The organism is Glaciimonas sp. PCH181 (assembly GCF_003056055.1).
In the GTDB taxonomy this organism is placed as follows: Bacteria; Pseudomonadota; Gammaproteobacteria; order Burkholderiales; family Burkholderiaceae_D; genus Glaciimonas.
Genome location: NZ_PYFP01000001.1, coordinates 837,104 through 857,924, shown reverse-complemented (window position 1 = coordinate 857,924; position 20,821 = coordinate 837,104). Strand labels below are relative to the sequence as shown.

General features: G+C 49.5%; 21 protein-coding genes and 2 pseudogenes. 14 read left to right on the top strand and 9 right to left on the bottom strand.

All coding sequences use genetic code 11. From position 1 onward, the window contains the following. Positions 1 to 241: 241 nt before the first annotated feature. A complete protein-coding gene (ilvD, locus tag C7W93_RS03810) occupies positions 242 to 2,119 on the bottom strand; it encodes a dihydroxy-acid dehydratase (protein WP_108438827.1) in 1,878 nt (625 codons plus the stop codon). A gap of 393 nt (positions 2,120 to 2,512) precedes the next feature. On the opposite strand from ilvD, the gene metC reads away from it, so the two are divergent. Then, positions 2,513 to 3,808: a cystathionine beta-lyase gene (gene metC / locus C7W93_RS03805; RefSeq protein ID WP_108438826.1), complete on the top strand. Its 1,296-nt coding sequence runs from the start codon at positions 2,513 to 2,515 to the stop codon at positions 3,806 to 3,808. Between the two features lie 66 nt (positions 3,809 to 3,874). On the opposite strand, the pseudogene C7W93_RS03800 reads toward metC, so the two are convergent. Together C7W93_RS03800 and C7W93_RS03795 are read right to left on the bottom strand one after the other, a co-directional pair. Beyond that, positions 3,875 to 4,343, bottom strand: a pseudogene (locus tag C7W93_RS03800) (Lrp/AsnC family transcriptional regulator). 40 nt (positions 4,344 to 4,383) lie between these two features. Continuing rightward, positions 4,384 to 5,535, bottom strand: a complete 1,152-nt coding sequence (locus C7W93_RS03795; RefSeq protein ID WP_225869740.1) for a hypothetical protein — start codon at positions 5,533 to 5,535, stop codon at positions 4,384 to 4,386. A 175-nt stretch (positions 5,536 to 5,710) separates the two neighbouring features. Between C7W93_RS03795 and C7W93_RS03790 the strand changes: the two genes are divergently transcribed. Next, complete coding sequence (locus C7W93_RS03790; RefSeq protein ID WP_225869850.1) at positions 5,711 to 6,490, top strand: HugZ family protein; 780 nt, start codon at positions 5,711 to 5,713, stop codon at positions 6,488 to 6,490. Positions 6,491 to 6,523: 33 nt separating this feature from the next. On the opposite strand, the gene dmeF is transcribed toward C7W93_RS03790, so the two are convergent. The 4 genes from dmeF to C7W93_RS03770 all read right to left on the bottom strand — a co-directional run bounded on the left by dmeF (position 6,524) and on the right by C7W93_RS03770 (position 9,900). Continuing rightward, positions 6,524 to 7,576 (bottom strand): CDF family Co(II)/Ni(II) efflux transporter DmeF, encoded by a 1,053-nt coding sequence (gene dmeF, locus C7W93_RS03785; RefSeq protein WP_108440462.1) that lies wholly within the window; start codon positions 7,574 to 7,576, stop codon positions 6,524 to 6,526. Between the two features lie 8 nt (positions 7,577 to 7,584). Next, positions 7,585 to 7,860, bottom strand: coding sequence for a metal/formaldehyde-sensitive transcriptional repressor (locus C7W93_RS03780; RefSeq protein WP_108438824.1), 276 nt, complete (start codon positions 7,858 to 7,860; stop codon positions 7,585 to 7,587). A 79-nt stretch (positions 7,861 to 7,939) separates the two neighbouring features. Continuing rightward, positions 7,940 to 8,635: a haloacid dehalogenase type II gene (locus C7W93_RS03775; protein ID WP_108440461.1), complete on the bottom strand. Its 696-nt coding sequence runs from the start codon at positions 8,633 to 8,635 to the stop codon at positions 7,940 to 7,942. A gap of 56 nt (positions 8,636 to 8,691) precedes the next feature. Beyond that, the gene (locus C7W93_RS03770) at positions 8,692 to 9,900 is read right to left on the bottom strand and encodes a DUF2252 domain-containing protein (protein WP_255419144.1); all 1,209 of its coding nucleotides are present in this window, start codon (positions 9,898 to 9,900) and stop codon (positions 8,692 to 8,694) included. A 103-nt stretch (positions 9,901 to 10,003) separates the two neighbouring features. On the opposite strand from C7W93_RS03770, the gene C7W93_RS03765 reads away from it, so the two are divergent. The 6 genes from C7W93_RS03765 (at position 10,004) to C7W93_RS03740 (ending at position 15,240) form a co-directional block, all read left to right on the top strand. Next, positions 10,004 to 10,375, top strand: coding sequence for a nucleotide pyrophosphohydrolase (locus tag C7W93_RS03765; protein WP_108438822.1), 372 nt, complete (start codon positions 10,004 to 10,006; stop codon positions 10,373 to 10,375). Positions 10,376 to 10,477: 102 nt separating this feature from the next. Continuing rightward, the gene (locus C7W93_RS03760; RefSeq protein WP_108438821.1) at positions 10,478 to 10,879 is read left to right on the top strand and encodes a hypothetical protein; all 402 of its coding nucleotides are present in this window, start codon (positions 10,478 to 10,480) and stop codon (positions 10,877 to 10,879) included. Between the two features lie 144 nt (positions 10,880 to 11,023). Next, on the top strand, positions 11,024 to 11,746 hold the full coding sequence (locus C7W93_RS03755; RefSeq protein WP_108438820.1) for a FadR/GntR family transcriptional regulator: 723 nt from the start codon (positions 11,024 to 11,026) through the stop codon (positions 11,744 to 11,746). A gap of 156 nt (positions 11,747 to 11,902) precedes the next feature. Further along, positions 11,903 to 12,658 (top strand): SDR family oxidoreductase, encoded by a 756-nt coding sequence (locus C7W93_RS03750; RefSeq protein WP_108438819.1) that lies wholly within the window; start codon positions 11,903 to 11,905, stop codon positions 12,656 to 12,658. Between the two features lie 85 nt (positions 12,659 to 12,743). Then, complete coding sequence (locus C7W93_RS03745; RefSeq protein ID WP_108438818.1) at positions 12,744 to 13,604, top strand: fumarylacetoacetate hydrolase family protein; 861 nt, start codon at positions 12,744 to 12,746, stop codon at positions 13,602 to 13,604. 319 nt (positions 13,605 to 13,923) lie between these two features. Continuing rightward, entirely contained in the window at positions 13,924 to 15,240 is a 1,317-nt protein-coding gene (locus tag C7W93_RS03740) for an MFS transporter (RefSeq protein ID WP_108438817.1), read from the top strand. 199 nt (positions 15,241 to 15,439) lie between these two features. Here the strand turns inward: C7W93_RS03740 and C7W93_RS03735 are convergent, their stop codons facing one another. Continuing rightward, the gene (locus tag C7W93_RS03735; protein ID WP_146177515.1) at positions 15,440 to 16,072 is read right to left on the bottom strand and encodes a hypothetical protein; all 633 of its coding nucleotides are present in this window, start codon (positions 16,070 to 16,072) and stop codon (positions 15,440 to 15,442) included. Positions 16,073 to 16,271: 199 nt separating this feature from the next. Between C7W93_RS03735 and C7W93_RS24925 the strand changes: the two are divergent. The 5 genes and pseudogenes from C7W93_RS24925 (at position 16,272) to C7W93_RS03710 (ending at position 19,885) form a co-directional block, all read left to right on the top strand. Further along, positions 16,272 to 17,255: pseudogene (locus C7W93_RS24925) on the top strand (LysR substrate-binding domain-containing protein). An 83-nt stretch (positions 17,256 to 17,338) separates the two neighbouring features. Continuing rightward, complete coding sequence (locus tag C7W93_RS03720) at positions 17,339 to 17,992, top strand: GNAT family N-acetyltransferase (RefSeq protein ID WP_108438813.1); 654 nt, start codon at positions 17,339 to 17,341, stop codon at positions 17,990 to 17,992. Positions 17,993 to 18,376: 384 nt separating this feature from the next. Further along, positions 18,377 to 19,315, top strand: coding sequence for a GlxA family transcriptional regulator (locus C7W93_RS03715; protein WP_108438812.1), 939 nt, complete (start codon positions 18,377 to 18,379; stop codon positions 19,313 to 19,315). 93 nt (positions 19,316 to 19,408) lie between these two features. After that, positions 19,409 to 19,579 carry a hypothetical protein gene (locus C7W93_RS24560; protein ID WP_161539872.1) on the top strand — a complete coding sequence of 57 codons (171 nt, stop codon included), beginning with the start codon at positions 19,409 to 19,411 and terminating at the stop codon, positions 19,577 to 19,579. Between the two features lie 81 nt (positions 19,580 to 19,660). Then, positions 19,661 to 19,885, top strand: coding sequence for a hypothetical protein (locus C7W93_RS03710; protein ID WP_108438811.1), 225 nt, complete (start codon positions 19,661 to 19,663; stop codon positions 19,883 to 19,885). 102 nt (positions 19,886 to 19,987) lie between these two features. Here C7W93_RS03710 and C7W93_RS03705 read toward each other — a convergent pair whose 3' ends face one another. Further along, a complete protein-coding gene (locus C7W93_RS03705) occupies positions 19,988 to 20,359 on the bottom strand; it encodes a hypothetical protein (protein WP_108438810.1) in 372 nt (123 codons plus the stop codon). Between the two features lie 118 nt (positions 20,360 to 20,477). On the opposite strand from C7W93_RS03705, the gene C7W93_RS03700 reads away from it, so the two are divergent. Continuing rightward, positions 20,478 to 20,774 carry a single-stranded DNA-binding protein gene (locus C7W93_RS03700; RefSeq protein ID WP_108438809.1) on the top strand — a complete coding sequence of 99 codons (297 nt, stop codon included), beginning with the start codon at positions 20,478 to 20,480 and terminating at the stop codon, positions 20,772 to 20,774. Positions 20,775 to 20,821 lie beyond the last annotated feature (47 nt).

The following is a 20,821-nucleotide window of genomic DNA, read 5'->3' as shown; positions in this document are numbered from 1 at the left end:
ATGCCGCTGGGTGGACTAAATGTGAAAGTAATTCTCTAATAGGCTGGTTCGGATCGGGCGCAAGCGGTTATGAAGATACCGCCCTGATTTGACATCCGATGGCTTTTCCCTATGCAACTATTTTGGGGTAAGTTTATCAATCGGAAAGATAATAAAAAACGCGCCAGTGGCGCGTTTTTTGTTGCTGGTCAACATTTACTCCACAGCGTCACATCGACGCTGTTCGTACGCCCATGAGAGCTTAACGCTTCAACTGGCTAATATCACGCACTGCGCCACGATCCGCCGACGTCGCCATCGCAGCATACGCTTGCAACGCTTGCGAAACATAACGCTGACGGTTGACCGGCTTCCAGCCATCTTTGCCCTTGGCATCCATCGCTGCACGGCGTTGCGCTAATATTTCGTCGCTGATCGCCAAGTTGATACTCCGATTCGGGATATCGATTTCGATGGTATCGCCATCTTCGACCAGACCAATTGCGCCGCCTTCCGCTGCCTCTGGGGAAGCATGGCCGATCACCAATCCTGAGGAGCCGCCTGAGAAACGACCATCAGTGAACAACGCGCAAGACTTGCCCAGACCTTTCGATTTGATGTACGAGGTCGGGTACAGCATTTCTTGCATTCCAGGGCCGCCTTTTGGTCCTTCGTAACGAATAATGATGGTGTCGCCAGCTTGCACTACGTCGCCAAGAATAGCTTCAACCGCTGCGTCCTGGCTTTCAAACACGCGCGCTCTGCCGGTGAATTTAAGAATGCTTTCATCAACGCCAGCAGTTTTGACGATACAACCATTGACAGCCAGATTACCGTACAACACAGCCAAGCCGCCATCTTGCGAATAAGCATGCTCTTTATCGCGAATACAACCGGTGCTACGGTCCATATCCAGGCTGGTAAAGCGGCTTTGTTGCGAAAATGCAGTTTGGGTGGGAACCCCGCCCGGTGCCGCGCTAAACAGTTTATGCACTGCCGGGTCTTGGGTTTGCGTGATGTCGTTATTGGCAATGGCTTCGGCCAAATCTTTACTGTGAATAGTCGGGCGCGTGGTGTCGAGCAAACCAGCGCGGGCCAATTCACCCAAAATACTGATGATGCCGCCAGCACGGTGGACGTCTTCGATATGGTATTTGTCCGTCATCGGCGCGACTTTGCACAAACACGGTACGTGACGCGAGATACGGTCGATGTCGGCCATCTTGAATTCGACTTCGGCTTCTTGCGCCGCTGCCAGCAAATGCAAAACAGTGTTGGTAGAACCGCCCATTGAGACGTCCAGCGTCATCGCATTTTCAAATGCGGCTTTATTGGCGATGGTGCGTGGCAGAACTGAATAATCGTCTTGCTCATAGTGGCGTTTAGCCAGTTCAACGATCAATCGGCCAGCGCGCAAGAATAATTCCTTACGATCTGAGTGCGTTGCCAGGATCGTGCCGTTACCGGGCAACGCCAATCCCAGCGCTTCGGTCAGGCAATTCATCGAATTAGCCGTAAACATACCCGAGCAAGAGCCACAGGTTGGGCAGGCTGCACGTTCGATTTCGGCAATGTCGGCATCGCTGACGGAGGCATCGCCGGCTTTGATCATGGCATCGACCAAATCGATTTTGATGATTTTTTGGGTCGTAGAAAATTGGCCGGGAATGACTTTTTCAATGATTTTTCCAGCTTCCATTGGGCCGCCGGAGACAAACACGACAGGAATGTTAAGGCGCATCGCAGCCATCAACATGCCCGGTGTGATTTTGTCGCAGTTCGAAATACACACCATTGCATCCGCGCAATGGGCATTGACCATGTACTCAACCGAGTCCGCGATCAATTCGCGTGAAGGCAACGAGTACAACATGCCGCCGTGACCCATTGCGATACCATCATCGACCGCAATGGTGTTGAATTCTTTAGCAACTCCGCCCGCCGCTTCGATTTCACGCGCGACCAGTTGGCCGAGATCCTTCAAATGGACGTGACCCGGTACGAATTGGGTAAAAGAGTTGACTACGGCAACAATCGGTTTATCGAAATCGCCATCTTTCATACCGGTTGCGCGCCAAAGAGCGCGAGCGCCGGCCATGTTGCGGCCATGGGTGGTAGTGCGTGAGCGGTATTCGGGCATGACTTCAATCTCCAATAATCTATCTAATAAGGTAGAACTAAAAATGTCCAGCGAAACATGTGATGCGTATAAACAAGCTATAAACAGGCCATAAAACAGCTACAAATCTGCGCTTAGAGTGCCTTGCCCCTACCGCGCTGTCAAATATATGATTTCAGTGTAATTAAGATGTTTTACATATTAATCGCTCTTGATAAGGTCAAAACAATCAAGCGTAAATCCTGATTTGCCAAATTGGTGATAAATAAAAAACAATTACCCAATGCATGACAAATATTAGTAAAAAATTCTAAATTTAATGATTTTTAGGGAAAATACGCAAATATTTTTCTAACGTAAGAACTTAGAATCATTACTTGGCAATATCGCCCGGCAGGTCAGTGAAGGAAAAGTATGTCCTCAATTAACTCTTCAAGCACAAGTTCAAGTGCGATTTCTAACGACCTCGGTGATTTGTCTATCGCTACAGCGGTTGAATTAGCAGACTTATTTGCGCCACAAACTGTGGAACCAACCCACATCCAGCACGTGGATACACAGCTCATTCATGCCGGTCGCGAGCCATCCTTGTATGGCGGGATGGTGAACACGCCAGTTTTTCGCGGATCGACGATCATGGCAGATAATCTGGATGATTGGGAAGCAGGGCGTCAAACTGACAATCCAATGGCTAAGTACGGCCGTTTTGGCACGCCTACCACACGTTCATTCGAACAAGCCATAACTACTCTGGAAGGCGGCGACCATGCGCTGGTGTTCCCATCTGGATTGTCGGCCTGTACGCATAGCATCATGGCTTTCGTTCAAGTTGGCGATCACATATTAATTACCGATAGCGCTTATGGCCCGACGCGTACTTTTGCCGAGCGTGTATTGCGCCGGATGGGCGTCGATGTAGAGTTTTTTGACCCATTAATCGGTGGCGAAATTCGCCATTTGATGCGACCGAATACCCGTGTCGTGTTTGTCGAGTCGCCCGGCTCATGGACCTTTGAAGTACAAGATATACCCGCCATCGCCGAAGAAGCGCACAAGGTTGGCGCTTACGTGCTGATGGATAATACCTGGGCCACACCGCTTTATTTCAAACCTTTCGAGCATGGCGTCGATGTGTCGATTCATGCAGCAACAAAATACATAGTCGGTCACTCCGATGCGTTATTAGGTGTCGCCAGCGCCAATCAACGCTCGTGGCCGATTTTGAAGCAAGGTGCCCATGACTTTGGTCAAACAGCCGGGCCTGACGATATTTATCTGGCCTTGCGCGGGATGCGTAGTATGGCGGTGCGTTTGCGTCAGCATTGGGATAGCGGCATGCAATTGGCTGAATATCTGGCGACGCAGCCATTAGTCGAGCGCGTATTGCATCCTGCGCTTCCATCGGATCCGGGGCATCAGCTTTGGAAACGAGATTTTCTGGGGGCGAGCGGTTTGTTCACGATTGAGTTGAAGCCCATAGGCCGTCCTGCATTTGCCAGTTTTTTTGAGAGCTTGCAATTGTTCGGTATTGGCTTGTCGTGGGGCGGCTACGAGAGTCTGGCGCTACCGATTGATAAACCGCCGACTCGTGTTGCCTCAAGCAAAACTTACCAAAATCCGTTGGTGCGTATTCATGTCGGGCTGGAAAATATAGATGATTTGAAGTACGACATGGGGCGCGCCTTCAAATGTATGGCGGCCGCATGTTAGTTACTGCTGCGTTGTAACGAGCAATGTTCACTTGATATTCGATTGGTATTTGCTTGATTAAGGCGATTAATCAACGTCGATATATCCCAATGGCAGAGCGGTGGTGTGTTTAATCTGCTCCATCGCAAAGCTGGCGTTAACATCGAATAACGCATTAGATTGCGTCAGCTTCTGATACACCTTGTCATAGGCGGCGATATTTGGCACAACTATCCGCAGCAGATAATCAATATTCCCGCTCATGCGGTAAAACTCGACTACTTCAGGAATTAGTTTTACCGTGGTGCTGAATTGTTCGTACCACGCTGCATTATGTTGGTTGGTTTTGATCGATACAAAAAACCGTCACACCTACATTTAACTTTTCAGCATCTAGCAGGGCAACGCGCTTCAGTAAATAACCTTCTTCTTCTAATTTCTGAATGCGACGCCAGCACGGTGTTAGCGATAAACTCACTTTTTCGGCAATTTCTGCCACCGCGACGGTGGCATCTTCTTGCAGTATTGCCAATATTTGTTTATCTATTTTATCCATCTGTCGCTGTCGTGTTGCTTATGTTTAGTGGGTCTTCTGCTTATCTGAAGAGCGCTTTTCGGCCTATCTCAGAGGGAAAAACACAGGCTACATTGTGACCGCAATCAGGCACAATTTCCATCATCCTATGATGTGGCGAGGCTAGTATTTGTTGATCATAGAGATGATAAGCCAAGCCGCGATGCAGGCGGAAGGGGCCTTGCAGGGCCGCGCCGCAAGATTTATCGAGGATTTTATAGGATGCTTTTTTGCTACTGCCGCTGTCGAGTGCAGCTTCCAGATAAGTGATGTCGGCAGCTTGATAGGCCTTGCGTGCAAGCCCGGCGCTGCGATTCTGTGAGAGCATTTTTGGTAGTTTGTCAGTACCGTATTTCCAGTCGTTATAGCCCGCGCAATTATTTTCCATATCCTGCGATGTACTCATCTCAATGCTGCATTTTCCAAAATCAGTTTTACCATCAAGGTCACAATCGGCCCAAGAGACTGGCTTGTCTGCGATAGTTGGTTGTGGCCGTTGCTGATCGAAATAAAGCCACGTGCCCGGATCGGCTATCACGAAGCGTAGCGCATACGGTTTTGCATTCAAGTTTGAGAAGGGGACGTAATGCTGCACCATTTGTGCGCCAGCAGAAAACCCGGCGATGGTTACGGTCTTTACGCTGGGATAGCGTTCCGCGATCTGTTCAACCAATTGATCCAGCGCTTTGAAGGACGTCATCTCTGCCATATTTTGTGCCGCACCGTCTGCCATCCAGCTATTGCAATTCCACATCAAATCGCCCGGTTGCGAAGACTGTTGATCCAAAGTGCGACATTTTTGGGCATTTGCGTCATCGACCTGAAACAGCGGTGCAATGATTAGTGTAGACCGCAAATTGTCTGTTTTTGCCGCTGCAATAGCGGCATTAAACGTTTTACTGACGTCATGTGAATGCCCGTGAATCGCGATTAATACAGATGTAATAGAAGTATTTAACCGCGTATTACCGTTGGTGAACGGTTCCGATGCATAAAACCCTAACGTGCCGCCATTGTTGCTAGCTGATTTCAGATCAACTCTGAAAAAGCATTCTGGCGAGGCTTGCATAGAACATGTACTGATGGGTTTGCCTGCCGCGATATTGCTCGCTGTATTTCCGGCTGCTTTACTTGCTGGAATGATGAACACCGTCAGCAGGAGTAATGCCATCATTGATCGAACGGAATTAAAAAAAATGCCTGGAGAAATTCTCATAAAAAACAGGTTTCCATTAATACTTAACGTTCAGGGAGCGAAAATTAGAAGGGCAAAAAAAGGGTAATTGAAAAATTAACCTTACTTTCCATCCTATCATTAGAGGTCGTTAAACTGCCATAATTTGATTGCGGTGCCTGTCTTCAAGGACAATGCATATAGTAATTGTCTGCTTACTTTTTTATGCGTAGGATCATGTCATGGTCGCGTTCAAAATTCCTTCGTTATTGATGCTATAAAGCAACCCAACTCGTATGAAAATAACATTCCCTTCAGCGATACATTTACTCCACGAAGCGGCTTGGGCAGTTTAGCAACGCACTCAACGCAAATGCCTGGCTATCCTTTTGCGACCGCGTTGCCATTCGCGCTCGATGAGCAGCACTGTCCGCTGTTTCTCATCAGCGACCTTGCCGAGCATACGAAAAATCTGATCACGGATTCTCGTGCCAGCCTGCTGATTCATAGTCATGACGGTCAGCATGTCCTGACGACTGAAAGGATTTCGATTGTCGGCGACGTCACACCCATTCAACTTTCTGCAGATGGTATTGCGCGCTATCTTCGTTACCATCCGGATGCCAAAGAGTATCTGGCTTTAGGTGGGTTTTCTTTTTATCGGTTGTTGCCGCAGCGAGCGCGGTATGTTGCCGGATTCGGCAATATGGGATGGATTGAAAACGAAGAGTGGTCGACGGTCGAGGTATTGCCGTTGGCAGAGGAAAGAAATTTGCTACAAGGCATCACCGATACCTATTCAGGACCCGGCCCGCTAAGAATGTTGGGAATTGATTGCTATGGATTCGACGTTGAAAAAAATGGCAAACGCACCCGCCAGCGGTTTTCCGCGCCGGCAGGTGCTGTCGAACAAATTGGTGAGGTAGTAAGGCGCTTCCTCGTCGCTATGGCGTAGCGCATCGGTCGCTTAAATCACACAGTTCAATGGTTATGCTGGCCCCAGCCCTGTATGGACTTCGACCGTGATGTGGGATAGTCCTTTGATTTTTCGCAGCGCGGTATGGTAATAAGCCGGTCCATGCGCAGGCTCGGCTGTGACCAGAGAGACGACTGCACCAAAGTGCCCCGGCCCTAAACGCCACACATGCAAGTCCACCAGTTTGTCATTCGCCGTGGCAACAACTGCGCGTACTTTATTTGCCATTTTATCGTCGGGGCTGACATCCATCAAGATGGCACCGGTATCGCGCGCCAATCCGACAGACCAGTTTGCGATCACTAGCGCGCCAATAATCCCAGCTACTGGGTCCATCCATAACCATCCAAATGTCTTTGCTAACAGCAGCCCAATAATCGCCAATACCGATACGGCGGCGTCGGCAATCACATGAATATAGGCCGCACGCATATTGTGATCTCGCGTGTCGACGCTGTGCGCTTCATGTTGATGGCCATGTTCTTCAACTTTGGCACTGTGCTCATGATGCAGATTGTTTTGGTGGGGCGCATGTGCAGGATGTGACGCTTCTCCGTGCGGGTGGCTATGGCCGTGGCCGGTTTGGTGGGAGTGTCCATGATGATCGCCGCTGAGCAACCATGCGCTGGCAATATTTACCATTAATCCAACGATAGCAATAGGGATCGCTTCGCCAAAATGAATCGGTACCGGTGACATAAGGCGTGCAATCGCCTCATAGCCGATCAGTACAGCGATCATTGCCAGAATAATCGCGCTGGTAAATCCCGCCAGGTCGCCCAACTTGCCGGTGCCGAATACAAAACGCGGATCACGCGCATGTTTGCGGGCGTAGGTATACGCGAGAGCTGCAATTAACATTGCCCCAGCATGCGTGGACATATGCATCCCATCCGCGACCAGCGCTAGCGAACCAAACAACTTGCCGCCCACAATTTCGGCTAGCATCATCGCGCTACATAGCACAATCACGGCCCACGTCTTGCGGCCGTTTTTATCATGGCCTTCACCCAAAAACACGTGATCATGTCCTACACCAAAAGGCGTTTCATAAAATGTTTTCATGGTCAGACTCACTTGAAAAAACTATGGACAACGTCGATCAATTGTTCCTTGGCATCTTCATGCGTGCCTTCATGCGGCGCGACATCAACCAGGTGCGTACGAATATGATCTTCCAGCACGACAGCCAATAAGCCCGTCATTGCACCGCGGCAACTTGTTATCTGCTGCAATACCTTTATGCAATCGCCTTCGTCCACTAATGCCCGCTCAATCGCATCGATTTGTCCCCGAATGCGTCTGACACGATTTAAAAGTTTTTGTTTATCTCGAATAGTATGGCCCATGATGCAACTCCGATAGTAATGTCAAATATAGGGTAGGGGACTATATTATATTGGACATTCGTTTATTATTGCAAGCGGTCTAACATCCAAGGATTTCTGCAAGCGTGATCAGGTTAGGTGCATGAAAAGTATTCTCTGGATGAGGAGAAACGTCCTTAATCCGGGCTGCCCCAAATTCATAAGGGCGCTCGATGTAGGCAGTTTTTAATCCTGTTTTGCGCGCGGCTTCCAAGTCATCCTGATGCGCCGCCACTAGCATTACTTCGCTCGGCGCCACGTCAAATATCTTTGCCACGCCGAGATAGGTGGCCGGGTCGGGTTTGTATTTCTTGAATACTTCGGCAGACAAAATGCAGTCCCACGGCAATCCAGCGTGTTTCGCCATGTCGGCAAGCAGTCCAATATTGCCGTTCGACAAAGAGCAAATCGTATATCTGGATTTCAGGCGCGTTAAGCCCTCGACCGAATCAGGCCACGCATCCAGCCGATGCCATATTTTGTTGAGATGGCATTTCTGTCCTTCGTCCAGACCGATAATCTCAAAACGTTGCAAAAGATCGTCCAAAATCAAACGATGCAGATCATCGATCAGCGTCCATCCCAGCTCACCCGACATCACCCGTTGCATCGCCGGTTTATAGCCATCCCGCCACGCTAGCGCAAACTCAGCGCCGTCGATACCCAGTTGCATCGCGTCAATTTCGCGGGCGATGCTGGTGTGCCAGTCCACGACTGTTCCGAATACATCAAATGCCAATACTTTTATTTGCATCATGTTCATTTTTTTCTAAGGTAAAAAATCAATTATCAAAATGGGATTGAGCAACGACATCAGCCCTTGCCTTCGGTTTCCAATGCATATTTACGGCAATGCTCTAAATAACCAGCCTCATGGCTGGCGATCAGTTGTACCACGCCTGTCCATAGCCAATCAGGGGTGGAAAATGTCTTACTGCGATTAAGTTTGAGTTCACGCAGCCAATTTTTGCGCGTGGCGTCATCCATTTGCCGGGCATGGGCGCAACCAACGGCGTACGCCAGATAGCGGCCCATATGTGTCGCTTGCTCAGCGCTCAGCTGATCGATTTCTAATTTAAGATCTTGCGGTAATAGTTCGCGAATGAAAACACCACGCTCTAAAAAGCGCTGCGCTATCATGCGTTCGCCTAATGCGGGCGACATGTGGCGCGCACCTTCTACGACGCGGCGCGCATTGTCACGCGGCATGCTGACGTGGGGATAGCGCGGGGCCGCCGCGATCACGGCTTCTTTGATATCCATCAGGCAAAAATCAGTTTCGCCAACGCTCACCAATACCGCGTAGCGTAATCGTCCCAATGAGCTACAACCTTTGACCCAATAGGCAGCATCCAATACTTCGATTTTGGCGTCATCATCACGCGACTTCAGTGTCGTGATCAGTTTCACCATTTCTTCCGCTGCAAACATCTGAGAAATACCTTTTTTCTCAGCTTTTGACAGTGGCCAGAAATTTTTGCCGAGTGGAATATTCGGCTTTGTATTGACGATCCTTTCCTTCGCCAGTTCTTTCCAGGAGCGTTTAACCGCGCTGCGCATAACGACTTTTACAACGTGCGGTTTTTCCATCGCCACCCGTTCTTCACCCGCTTCCAGCGCTTGCTCATAACCGATCATCAATTGTTCGAGCATGTTTGAAGTAACAATCCCCGGCAGGCGCGAACCACGTGCGACTGCGGCAAGCGATAAGGCTAGTCGGACCAGATCGTGTGCCGGATTTCCGATAATTGTCTGATCGAAATCGCGTATCTGCACATCTACATGTCCATCAGCAGCAGCTAACGGTCCAAGATTGCCAAGATGGCAGTCACCGCAGATCCAGATTGCCGGGCCTTGCGGAAGTGAGTGCCCTCGCAAACTGTGCAACCACGCATAATACTGCATCGTATTGCCTCTGACATAGGCGTGTGGTGAGCGTGCCATTTTCTGATTGCGGAGTGCGGTCAAATTGGGCTGGCGCGCATCAGGAGCGGGAATTTTTAGCAATTGGAATCCAATCAAAAAATGAGTTGGGGTAGGGGCTAGGCAATAACCGAGGAACGCACACATGGATAATACTGCGCTAGTAAAGTAATTACTTTATATTCAACAACGAAAAGACATCATGACGACGCTCCAAACAACAGACCGGTTAAACGACTTACGGGCGTCAGTGCGGGCCTTTGTGTCTGAACGCGACTGGGATCAATTCCACACGCCAAAAAATCTGGCAACCGCGCTCTCTGTCGAGGCGGCCGAGCTATTGGAGCCCTTTCAATGGCTTAATAGCGGAAGTGCCGACGAACTCAGCGATGAAAAACGCGTAGAAATTCGGCATGAAATTGCCGATGTGTTTCTTTATCTGATCATGCTTGCAGACAAGATGGGGGTCGATCTGATTGACGCGGCAAAAGAGAAAATTGTGCTGAATGCGCTCAAATACCCGGCTGAACGTGTACGCGGAGACGCGAGAAAATCCTCCGAATATCCCGAATAAAACATCCAAAACTTGCTCGTTAGCGTAGTTAACCTATGAGCGGGGTGCGGCTGAACGCTATTAGCTCCGCCGAAACCTTTAAGTTAATCACTTCTTAAGACGATGATGATCAAAAAATGTGGCATTAGCGTGGTGTTTATATGGTTTCTGATAGGTGGAATTGGACACTTCGTTGCGCCCGATTTTTTTCTGCAAATTATTCCCCCCAATTTGCCTTTTCGACTGCAAGCCGTTTATATCAGCGGATTTTTTGAGATTGCCGGTGCATGTGGGCTTATTGCTATGCGGTCGAGGAGGGCAGCCGGCATCGGTCTGTTCTTGTTGACCATTGCCGTCACGCCTGCGAATGTTTATATGTGGCAAAATTCACAACTTTTTCCCAGCGTCTCGCCAACACTACTAGCTCTTCGATTGCCGCTGCAATTGATTTTGTTAGCACTGATCTGGTGGTCTACCAAGACTGAGCGTCATTACAGTTACAACAAAAACCATCAAAGTCGCTAATTCAGACTTTTACGCTTTTCCCCCTCGTGCCAATTTGTAGTGGCCTTCGCGCTATTCTGATTCTTGACATAAATAAAAAATGCGCCTAATCTTCGTTCATTGGTCTTACCATTGAACTGGTAAGCAGAACTCTAGAACTATTCCATGTCATTCGATCCAATTGTTAATACCTCCATTTCAGAACAGGTAGCGCAGCGCTTGTTACAGATGATCCGCACGGGTGAGTTAAAACCAACGCAGCAATTGCCGCCCGAACGTGAGTTGGCAACGATGCTCGGTGTTGGTCGGCCAGCGGTGCGCGAGGCGATTCGTGGCCTATCGTTACTGGGTTTGTTACGCATTCGCCAGGGCGAGGGGACTTTTGTCGGCTCGTTGCATCCGCGCGAACTGCTTGAGCCGCTGGAAATGATCATCGATCTGAACGCCGGAACGCTCGATGCCCTATTTGATTCTCGCATCATTATTGAAAGCGGTGTCGCGGCATTAGCAGCCAAACATATTACCGATGAACAGTTAGCTTTTCTCAGCGCCACGGTGCACGATGAAGCCACATTGCTAAGTGACGCGGCGACATTTTCCGCCGCCGACGTGGTGTTTCACGAGACCATCATAGAAGCTTGCGCCAATCCTTTTCTGCAAAGTATTGCTGGCAGCTTGTATGTATTGGGCAAGAAAAGTCGCAGCATCACCTCTCGTATTCCCGCAGTGCTAGAGCGTAGCCTGCAAGACCATCGTGACATTCTTGCCGCGTTGCAGGCACGCGACCCGGACCGCGCCTCTCAAGCCATGCGACATCATTTACTACGTGTGCGCGAGGGCTATCACAACGCTGCCGACGCAGTTGCCTCGCACTTGCCGCTGACATAAACCGCATCGCTCGCCCCAAAAATATCTCCGTATTTTTTTAGTGCCCACGCAATAGGTTCGAGGCTAAGGCAGGCGTGCGCCTGTTCAGTGCGGATTGTGCCGATGGTGTGGAAGTTTGCCCATTTGTTTCATCTCTCATTCTTAAAGGAGTCATCCATGACAAATCGTCTTGCAGGAAAAACTGCACTGATTACTGCTGCTGCGCAAGGTATTGGCCGCGCTACTGTCGAAGCATTTCTGCGCGAAGGCGCAACGGTAATTGCCACTGATATCAATGAAACATTGCTGGCAGAACTAGCCGCTTTGCCGAACTGTATTGCGCGCAAGCTAGATGTGACGAACAACGAAGAGATCAAAGCGTTAGCCGCCGAATTTGGCGCGATCGATGTGCTGTTTAACTGCGCTGGTTTCGTCCACCACGGCACCATTCTTGAATGCGATGAAGACGCCTGGAATTTCTCTTACGATCTCAACGTCGGCTCGATGTATCGCACTATTCGCGCTTTCTTGCCAGCGATGTTGGCTAAGGGAAGCGGATCGATCATCAATATGTCTTCGGCGGCTTCCAGCATCAAAGGCGTGCCGGTCCGTTTTGCCTACGGCGCGACCAAAGCAGCCGTGATCGGCTTGACCAAGTCTGTAGCGGCTGATTTTGTCTCTAAAGGAATACGCTGCAATGCAATTTGTCCGGGCACTGTCGAATCGCCATCGTTGCGCGGCCGTATCGCAGATCAATCGCACAGCAGTGGTCAAAGCGATGAGGAAGTCCGACAAAATTTTGTCTCACGTCAGCCTATCGGACGTTTGGGCAAAGCCGAAGAAATAGCGGCGCTAGCGCTGTATCTGGCCTCTGACGAATCCGGTTTCACCACTGGTACTAGCCAAATTATCGATGGTGGCTGGTCGAACTGATTCACTGATCGAGCGCGTCGGAAGGGCTTGATAGCTCTTCAAGAAAGATCTAATTTCCCATTTATTATCACCAAAGGAGAGTATTTTGAAATTATTGCGCCACGGCCCAAAGGGTCAGGAAAAGCCAGCTGCGATTGATGCCAGCGGCAAAATTCGTGATTTGTCTTCGATCATTGACGACATTCACCCAGCCGCATTATCCCCGGCCAGTCTGGATAAATTGCGCGCGCTCGATTTATCGCGCTTGCCAGAAGTAGCAACGCCAGAGCGTATCGGCACGCCGTTTACGGGTCTCGGTAAATTTGTTTGTATCGGCCTCAACTATAGCGACCATGCGGCTGAGTCAGGTCTTGCTGTGCCCGACGAACCCGTGCTGTTCAATAAATGGACGAGCTGTTTTACTGGCCCCAATGACCCTATTGTCATGCCTAAAAACTCGGTCAAGACTGACTGGGAAGTTGAACTGGGCGTCATCATCGGCAGCAAAGCGCGCTACGTTTCGTTAGAAAATGCAATGAGCCATGTTGCTGGTTATTCAGTCATCAATGATGTCTCCGAGCGTGAGTATCAAATCGAGCGTAGCGGTACGTGGGATAAGGGCAAAGGTTGCGACACTTTTGGCCCGGTCGGACCTTGGCTGGTCACTGCCGATGAAGTTGGCGATCCACAAAATCTGTCCATGTGGCTGGACGTCAATGGCAAGCGCTATCAAGATGGCAGCACTAAAACGATGGTGTTTAATGTTGCATTTTTAATCCATTACATCAGCCAGTTCATGACGCTTTATCCTGGCGACATTATCTCTACCGGCACGCCACCTGGCGTCGGTTTAGGACAAAAACCGCCAGTCTTCCTAAAAAATGGCGATGTCATCCGCCTTGGTATCGAAAAACTTGGCGAACAGCAGCAAACCGTGCACAACTGGGATGCGTCGTTGCTGGATTAATTAGTTAATTTATGAAATTGGTCGGCGCGTCGACGCCTGCGTTACCGCGCTGACCATGCAATCCCCGTTAGCCCCGTCAAAGGGATATGCCGCTATAAGGCGTCTGATCCTCATTCTCGCCGCGAACATTCGTTCAAAAATATCTGCACAAATAAAAAATAAAAGATCAGCCGATGCTGTGTCGCCTCCACCAGAGGCGATGGCAGGTCGCGCGACGGATTCCAGATCGACCTCCGCTTCGGCAGATGGCGATCTGGTTCACTAATGGATTACTAATAGATCAACCTTGAATATTAGTGTCCTCACAGGAGCACGAGACATGTCTGCAACCAGTAGTTTTGTTACGTCCAGCACGACGGCATTTGAAGAGGCCGCTTATCGCAAGATCACGTGGCGCATTATCCCGTTTCTGATTGTCTGTTTTATCTTTGCCTATTTCGATCGCGTTAACATTAGTTTTGCCAAACTACAGATGCAAAGCGACCTTGGCTTAAGTAATGCCGCTTATGGTTTCGGTGCCAGCATCTTTTTTGTTGGTTACTTCATTTTTGAAATTCCCAGCAATATCATCATGCATCGGGTTGGTGCCAAATTATGGATTGCGCGCATCATGATTTCCTGGGGTATCGCCTCATCGCTGCTAATGCTGGTGCATAACGAAACCTGGTTCTATGTATTGCGCTTTATCATCGGCGCCACTGAAGCGGGCTTTTTGCCCGGCATCATCCTGTATTTTACTTACTGGTTTCCGGCGAAAAGACGGGCACGCATTAATGCAATTTTCATGACTTCAATTGCCGCGTCCGGCGTGATTGGCGGTCCGGTCGCAGGTTTCATCATGACCCGCTTCGATGGCGTCAATGGTTGGGCCGGGTGGCAATGGCTATTTCTGCTAGAAGGTTTGCCGACAATCGGTTTGGGCTTGCTAGTATTACTTTGGCTTGACGACAATATCGGTAAAGCAAAATGGCTATCGACCGCAGAAAAAAAGGTCTTGCAAGACAATATTGATCGTGAAAACAATAGCGTTGTAGCCCATAGCTTTATGGATGCGATCAAACAGCCGGCCACGATTTTTCTATCGATTGTTTATCTATTTATGTTGATGGGTTTATATGGTCTGACATTCTGGCTGCCGCAATTAATCAAAAATACCGGCATCGCTAGCCCGATGACAATTGGCCTGCTCAGTACTATTCCTTACGCAGCAGCAGGCGTGATGATGGTGCTGATCGCGCGCAGTTCGGACCGGTATGGTGAACGGCGTTGGCATCTCGGCCTATGCATACTCGCTGGAGGTATCGGGTATGTATTGAGCGGGCTATTCGGCGACAATACGGCAATCTCTATCGCGGCGCTGACCTTGGCGGCTATCGGCGTCATTGGCTGTCTGCCAGTATTTTGGACACTGCCACCGAAATTCTTAACAGGCAGCGCCGCTGCTGGCGGGATCGCTCTAATCAATTCGGTCGGTAATCTGGGCGGCATTATCAGCCCTTATATGGTTGGCAAAGTAAAAGATGTCACCGGTAGCACGGCAGGGGGCTTATATGCCATTGCGGCGGTCACTATTCTGGCGGCGTTATTGGTGATGTTTGCGTTACCGCGCAGCGTTGCTGGCAAGGATAGCGATTAAATAAAAAAGGCCTGCAATGTTGCAGGCCTTTTTTTAAATTAGTGACGCGCGTATTTGTTAGGGCTTAGCTAGGCAACGTCGAGAATATGTGCACGGTATTTTTATACTGCCCAATCGGATAGATAAATTTTTTAATGCGCGTGTGTGGTAAACACCCGCGCATTATGTTTCTTGAAACAAGCATTCGGCCATGCTTTTATCAAAGGCCATCAGGGAAAACATAGTTTGCCGGTGCAACCGCCGGGCTATCGATTGCCAAGCTGATTTGCAAATGCTCGATCAAAGCGATCTTGCGTATATCCCCAAAGTAGACTCTGCCATTCACGAAGGTACGCACCGTTCCGTGAAAGCCTGCGACATTATGCGCATCCAGCGGTTGACCCCAGATATCGAAAAAATTACCTAAGTCATAGGTTTTATCCGTGGGAGATTCAATATGCAAAATGCCGCTCGCATCATGGGTATGCAGCCAATAAAATCCCTTACCACCCTCCACAAATCCATTCGCGATCTGGAGCGGTTTGATAATGCCAATCCCGCGCGGAACAGCGATCTGCTTATCTTTATAGTATATCGATAGATGCGCATGATAGTGATACTTCAACATTTCATGGCTAGAACCCTCAATCCCATCAATAACTTGCCCATGCCCGCCTTTGTCCGTATCGCCATCTGCAAAAAAAGCATTCCCGAGCTGTCCACCTTGTTGCAATGTAATGGTGCTACCGGATGCATGGGCGACCGTTTGCGCACTTGAAAAAGTGCAGGTCACTAGTAAGCATGATGCAAAGAACAGGGATTTAAGGGGTGGAATAAAAGTAGGAAGAGGCATGCTATGTCACTTGGTAAGAAAAGTTATAAAAATAGCCTCTGAATTATCAATGGACTATTTTCGAGGTAATATTTAATGCGCTAAAAATAATATAGGCAAGTATATAACCGACACAAGAAAAGCGTTTGAAGGACAAATTCTTGTTCGTGTATTGCCAGCGTATTATCAAATAAATAGAACCCTAGGTCAGCCTAGCAATGTGATAAAGGCTTTCGTGAACAAGTTAACTATCGATTTAAATGACCTGTATTTCTTTGTCCATATCGTTGATCGTAATGGATTTACAGCCGCCGCAGATGCGCTTGGTGTACCAAAATCAAAGTTAAGCAGACGTATTTCAGAATTAGAGAATTTACTCGGCGTTCGATTACTGCATCGGTCCTCGCGACGGATCGCCGTTACAGATGTCGGTGCCGAGTTTTATCAGCATTGCGTGGCAATGCTGATGCAAGCCCATGCTGCCGAGGATGTCGTACAGCGCACCCTGGCGGAGCCTCTGGGCATCATACGCGTGAGTGCGCCACCCGCAATGACCGATCTTATCTTGAGTGATATTTTGCCCCGTTTTATGGAGAAATTTCCCAAAGTTCAGGTCATTATCCACGCAACAAATCGCAATGTAGATCTTATCGAAGAGAGAATCGATGTAGCCCTGCGGATTAACTCACAAGATCTTGAAAATTCCAGCCTTGTCCAGGCCAACTTATGCCCTACGCAGTGGACCTTATTAGCCAGTCCTTATTTTGTAAAAGCCAATGCATGCCAATGCATTGCAGTATATCGCGGACTTATCGTCGGTTGATGCGCTTGTATTCGGCATAACAGAAGAAACACCAAGCTGGCGATTATTAAATCAGGCTGGCGAGAAAAAACAATTTCCTTGCAAGTACGGATGCGTAGCGATCAAATGCAGCTTTTGAAAAGCGCAGCACTCGCAGGAATGGGTGTAACTGCTTTACCTGTGCATGTCTGCGCCGGCGAACTGGCGCAGGGGACGCTGGTACGGGTACTCCCCGATTGGACTCCTCCAAACGGGTATGTGCGAATTGTGTTTCCGACCCGTCGTGGCGTTGTGCCTGCGGTGCGCGCCTACGTGGATTTTTTAAAAGCAGAATTGCCCGCCAGAATTGCAGAGCTATGCGCACTTGAGACGAGAGGCAAAACCCCTCAGCTTGCAGATTGAACGATTCATCGGACGCGTCCGCACGCCAGCCATTCGTCGCTGTCATTTGATAGGATGCATCTTCCAAAGATCATTGAAGTTTAATGATGCATATTCTTGAGCAAGCAGCATTTTCCGCCTGGCCTTCGCTGGAGCAGCAAGATCATGCTGGATGGCGTCTACGCTTTGCAAATGGTTATACAAAGCGCGCAAATTCCGCTAATGCAATTGCACATTCAGACATGCTGACACCCTCTCAGATTGATTACATTGAGGCGTTTTATCGTTCTCGTGATGTGCAGACAGTGTTTCGACTGGCATCGTTTTGCACTAGCCAAGCCACCGATGATGCACTGGCAGAAAGAGGTTATCGTTTCGCAGATATGTCGTTGGTGATGTCGATGCCTCTTGATAAAACAAGCTTAGCGAACAGGTGCGAATGGCTGCCGGATGCTAAAGCCTGGCTCCAGACGTACCCGGAAGCAGAAAGGGAGCTTGGCGTCGAACAGGTGAATCATCTTCAAATATTGTCAGCGATAAAAGAGGATTGCGCTTTTGCTGTTTTACGTCAGGACGGTCATCCAGTGTGCTGGGGGCTTGGCGTCGTCATTGGAGAGCACTTGGGGCTGTTTGATATCGAAACGCATCCTGACTTCCGTGGGTATGGGATGGCGAAGCAGCTATGCGCTGACCTTATGAATTGGGGGCAATACAAGGAGCAAAAACAGCATTTCTTCAAGTGGCATGTGCCAACGTAAGCGCAATTCGCTTGTATGAAGGACTCGGCTTTCGTCGCAGCTATCATTATTGGTATCGTTTGCGCCCATTGGAAATATAGCGCAGCTTGCGGGACACAGGATTAGGTCGGAAGCTTCGAAGCGCGCTAAACGGTCAATATAGATTTTGCCGATGCCGCAAGAAGCACCGGTTATCAGAGGCCGCCACTTTATAGATACAGGTTCATGTCCTACCTCTGGGATGCGTTGCCAGCCGCTTCAGCACCATCAGCACCGTCAGCACCGTCTTAAATAGAGGAGTATTCTTACTCCCCATCATCCCAAAGTTCATCTATCCATCTTTTTAAGACGTCGGCTGAATGATTATCACAATCCCCAACGCTCACGTCGGCCCAAGAGATCATCATGCAAAGTATCGGTTTTGTTATTTTCCCTGAGTTTCAGGTAATGGGTTTTTCAATGATCACGGTGTTTGAGGTTGCCAATCTGGTCGCCAAAGAACCTGTTTATACCGTTTCTCTTTTATCTGAAAAAGGTGGCTTAGTCCGCTCGTCGGCCGGATTTTCAGTGGAAACCGAAGCTTTTAGCAATAGAGTTTTTGATACGGTAATCATCGGCGCAGGCATGGAGGTGGTGCCATCGACACCGGGTCTTCTGGATTACATTCGTCATTCTGTGCAGGCATCCCGACGCGTCGCGGCGCCATGCGTTGGTGCGTTTGTGTTGGCTGAAGCAGGGGTGTTGGACGAGCGCCGGGCCACGACGCATTGGGCTTTTGCACGCGACTTGCAGACCCGTTTTCCTCTTTTGAAAGTGGAAGAAGATCGGATATTTATCACCGACGGTCCACTCTGGACTTCGGCGGGAATGACGGCTGGCATCGATCTGGCGATGGCAATGGTCGAGAAAGATCTGGGGCCGGAGATAACCCGGATCGTCGCCCGCAAACTGGTCGTCTATCACCGCCGTGCAGGGGGACAATCACAGTTTTCCGTGCTTCTGGAATTGGAACCCAAGTCGGACCGTATCCAAAAAGCGTTGGAATTCGCTAAAAAGAATCTGCGCACGCTGTTAACCGTGGAAGAGCTCGCCGAAGCTGCAAATCTAAGCCCACGCCAGTTTAGTCGTGCTTTTCGTGCCGAAACAGGCCAATCACCCGCGAAAGCGATAGAAAATTTGCGCGTCGAAAATGCCCGTTTGCTGATGGAGCAGGGCCGTTTATCCATGGATATGATTGCGAATGAAACCGGCTTCGCAGACCGCGAACGCATGCGTCGGGCTTTTCTAAGGGCCTTCGGCCAACCGCCGCAAGCTATGCGGCGCAATGCAAAGATGGCGGCTTGAGCAGGATTTTTATTGCATGCGTTTTAAGCGAATCCCCATAGGCCATTTTTTGCGCGGAAATAACCGCAATCACGCCCATCCCGTCTTTATCATTTGAGCCCGAAATCCGAAGAAGTCGAACAACTACGCGATATCGCGACACGTTGCGGCGACCGCGTTGCGCTGACCGCCTTGGTAGAGAGGGTCGCTGGGGTGGTGAAAATGCGGGAGATCGCAGGCGAGCCAAGCGTTGCGCGCTTAGCTTTTGGATCGTTTGATTACTGAGTCGACGCCGGAATCGAAGGGACGGGCAGGGAGCTTGATTACGTCCGTTCACGTTTCGTCATCGAATCACGCTACGCCGGCATGCCGCCATCAGTCGACGGCGTCACTCTGGATATTCAGGACGCAGCGCTAATAGCTGGGGACGTAGCTTTTGGCCGCCGCTTCGGTTTTGGTGCCAAGTTGTGCATTCACCCAAAACAAGTGTATGCGGTAAATCACGGTTTTATGCCAAGCGACGCCGAACGTGGATGGGCCGTTCGCGTACTTGCCGCGCTCGCTGAAAACCTTCGCGGGGCTTATTCATAAAAAATTTTAAATTTGATGTACGTAAGTTATCAAGAGAGTATTTTATTTGAGTTTGTTAATTTCGCATAATTTATAACTTGTTGCGCTACCCTTTACCTCATATCACAACGCTAAGAGCAAGCTCCGGCGCGGGTTACAGCGTGATATGAGGTATTCAAAATTTCCTGAAATTTTCTCCGCAATGACCGAAATAGTCGCTACTCCCGCGACTGCGAATTGCAACGAAATACGCTCCCAATAGGCACGTTTTGCCGGATTCTTTTCAAGCTCTTTATGTACTGCCGCGAATGCTACGTGCGGCTCTACTTTTGCCATATCCGCCAACATCATTATCTCGGCCTCATCTGCTGGTCGGCGTCCGCTTCTAAGTTCCGAAACCCTGCTGCGCGTTATACCAAGCCGGAGAGCAAGTTGATTGTCACTTGTCAAGCCCCCCTGTTGTTTAGCTGCATCAATTAAGTCTATTTGGTTCATATTTCCTCCATTTTCGTAACTGTACAGGGTTGTTCGCAGTTGACAACGTGCGCATTCGCGAACAATGATTCGCTCTGTGCGCAAATGCGCACGTCAACCAAGCGAAAAGGAATTCACCATGAGCGATCCAAAAGCGCCTCTTAAGGCAAATCAAGCACTCGTAGTCGGCCGTATTGACAATGTCCGCGTCTTCGAAGTTTCCGGCAAGCGCACGTTTGAATCCCGCGTTATGCAACCTGCGCCGGATTCCTTCACATCTCCTACTGCTGTTGCAGTCATGTCCCATCAAAAACTCGGCAGTCCCGGCGATGACGTGTCAGTGCTGGTCTCTGTGGCCGGTTTCCGCGATCACTACAAGGACAAGGACGGTAACGCTGTCCAGACGGCTAGAAATACCCTGCGCGTGGTCGAGTAAGGCTGTTAAGGGGTTGGGCTTGTCCCAGCTATCAACAACTCATAAAC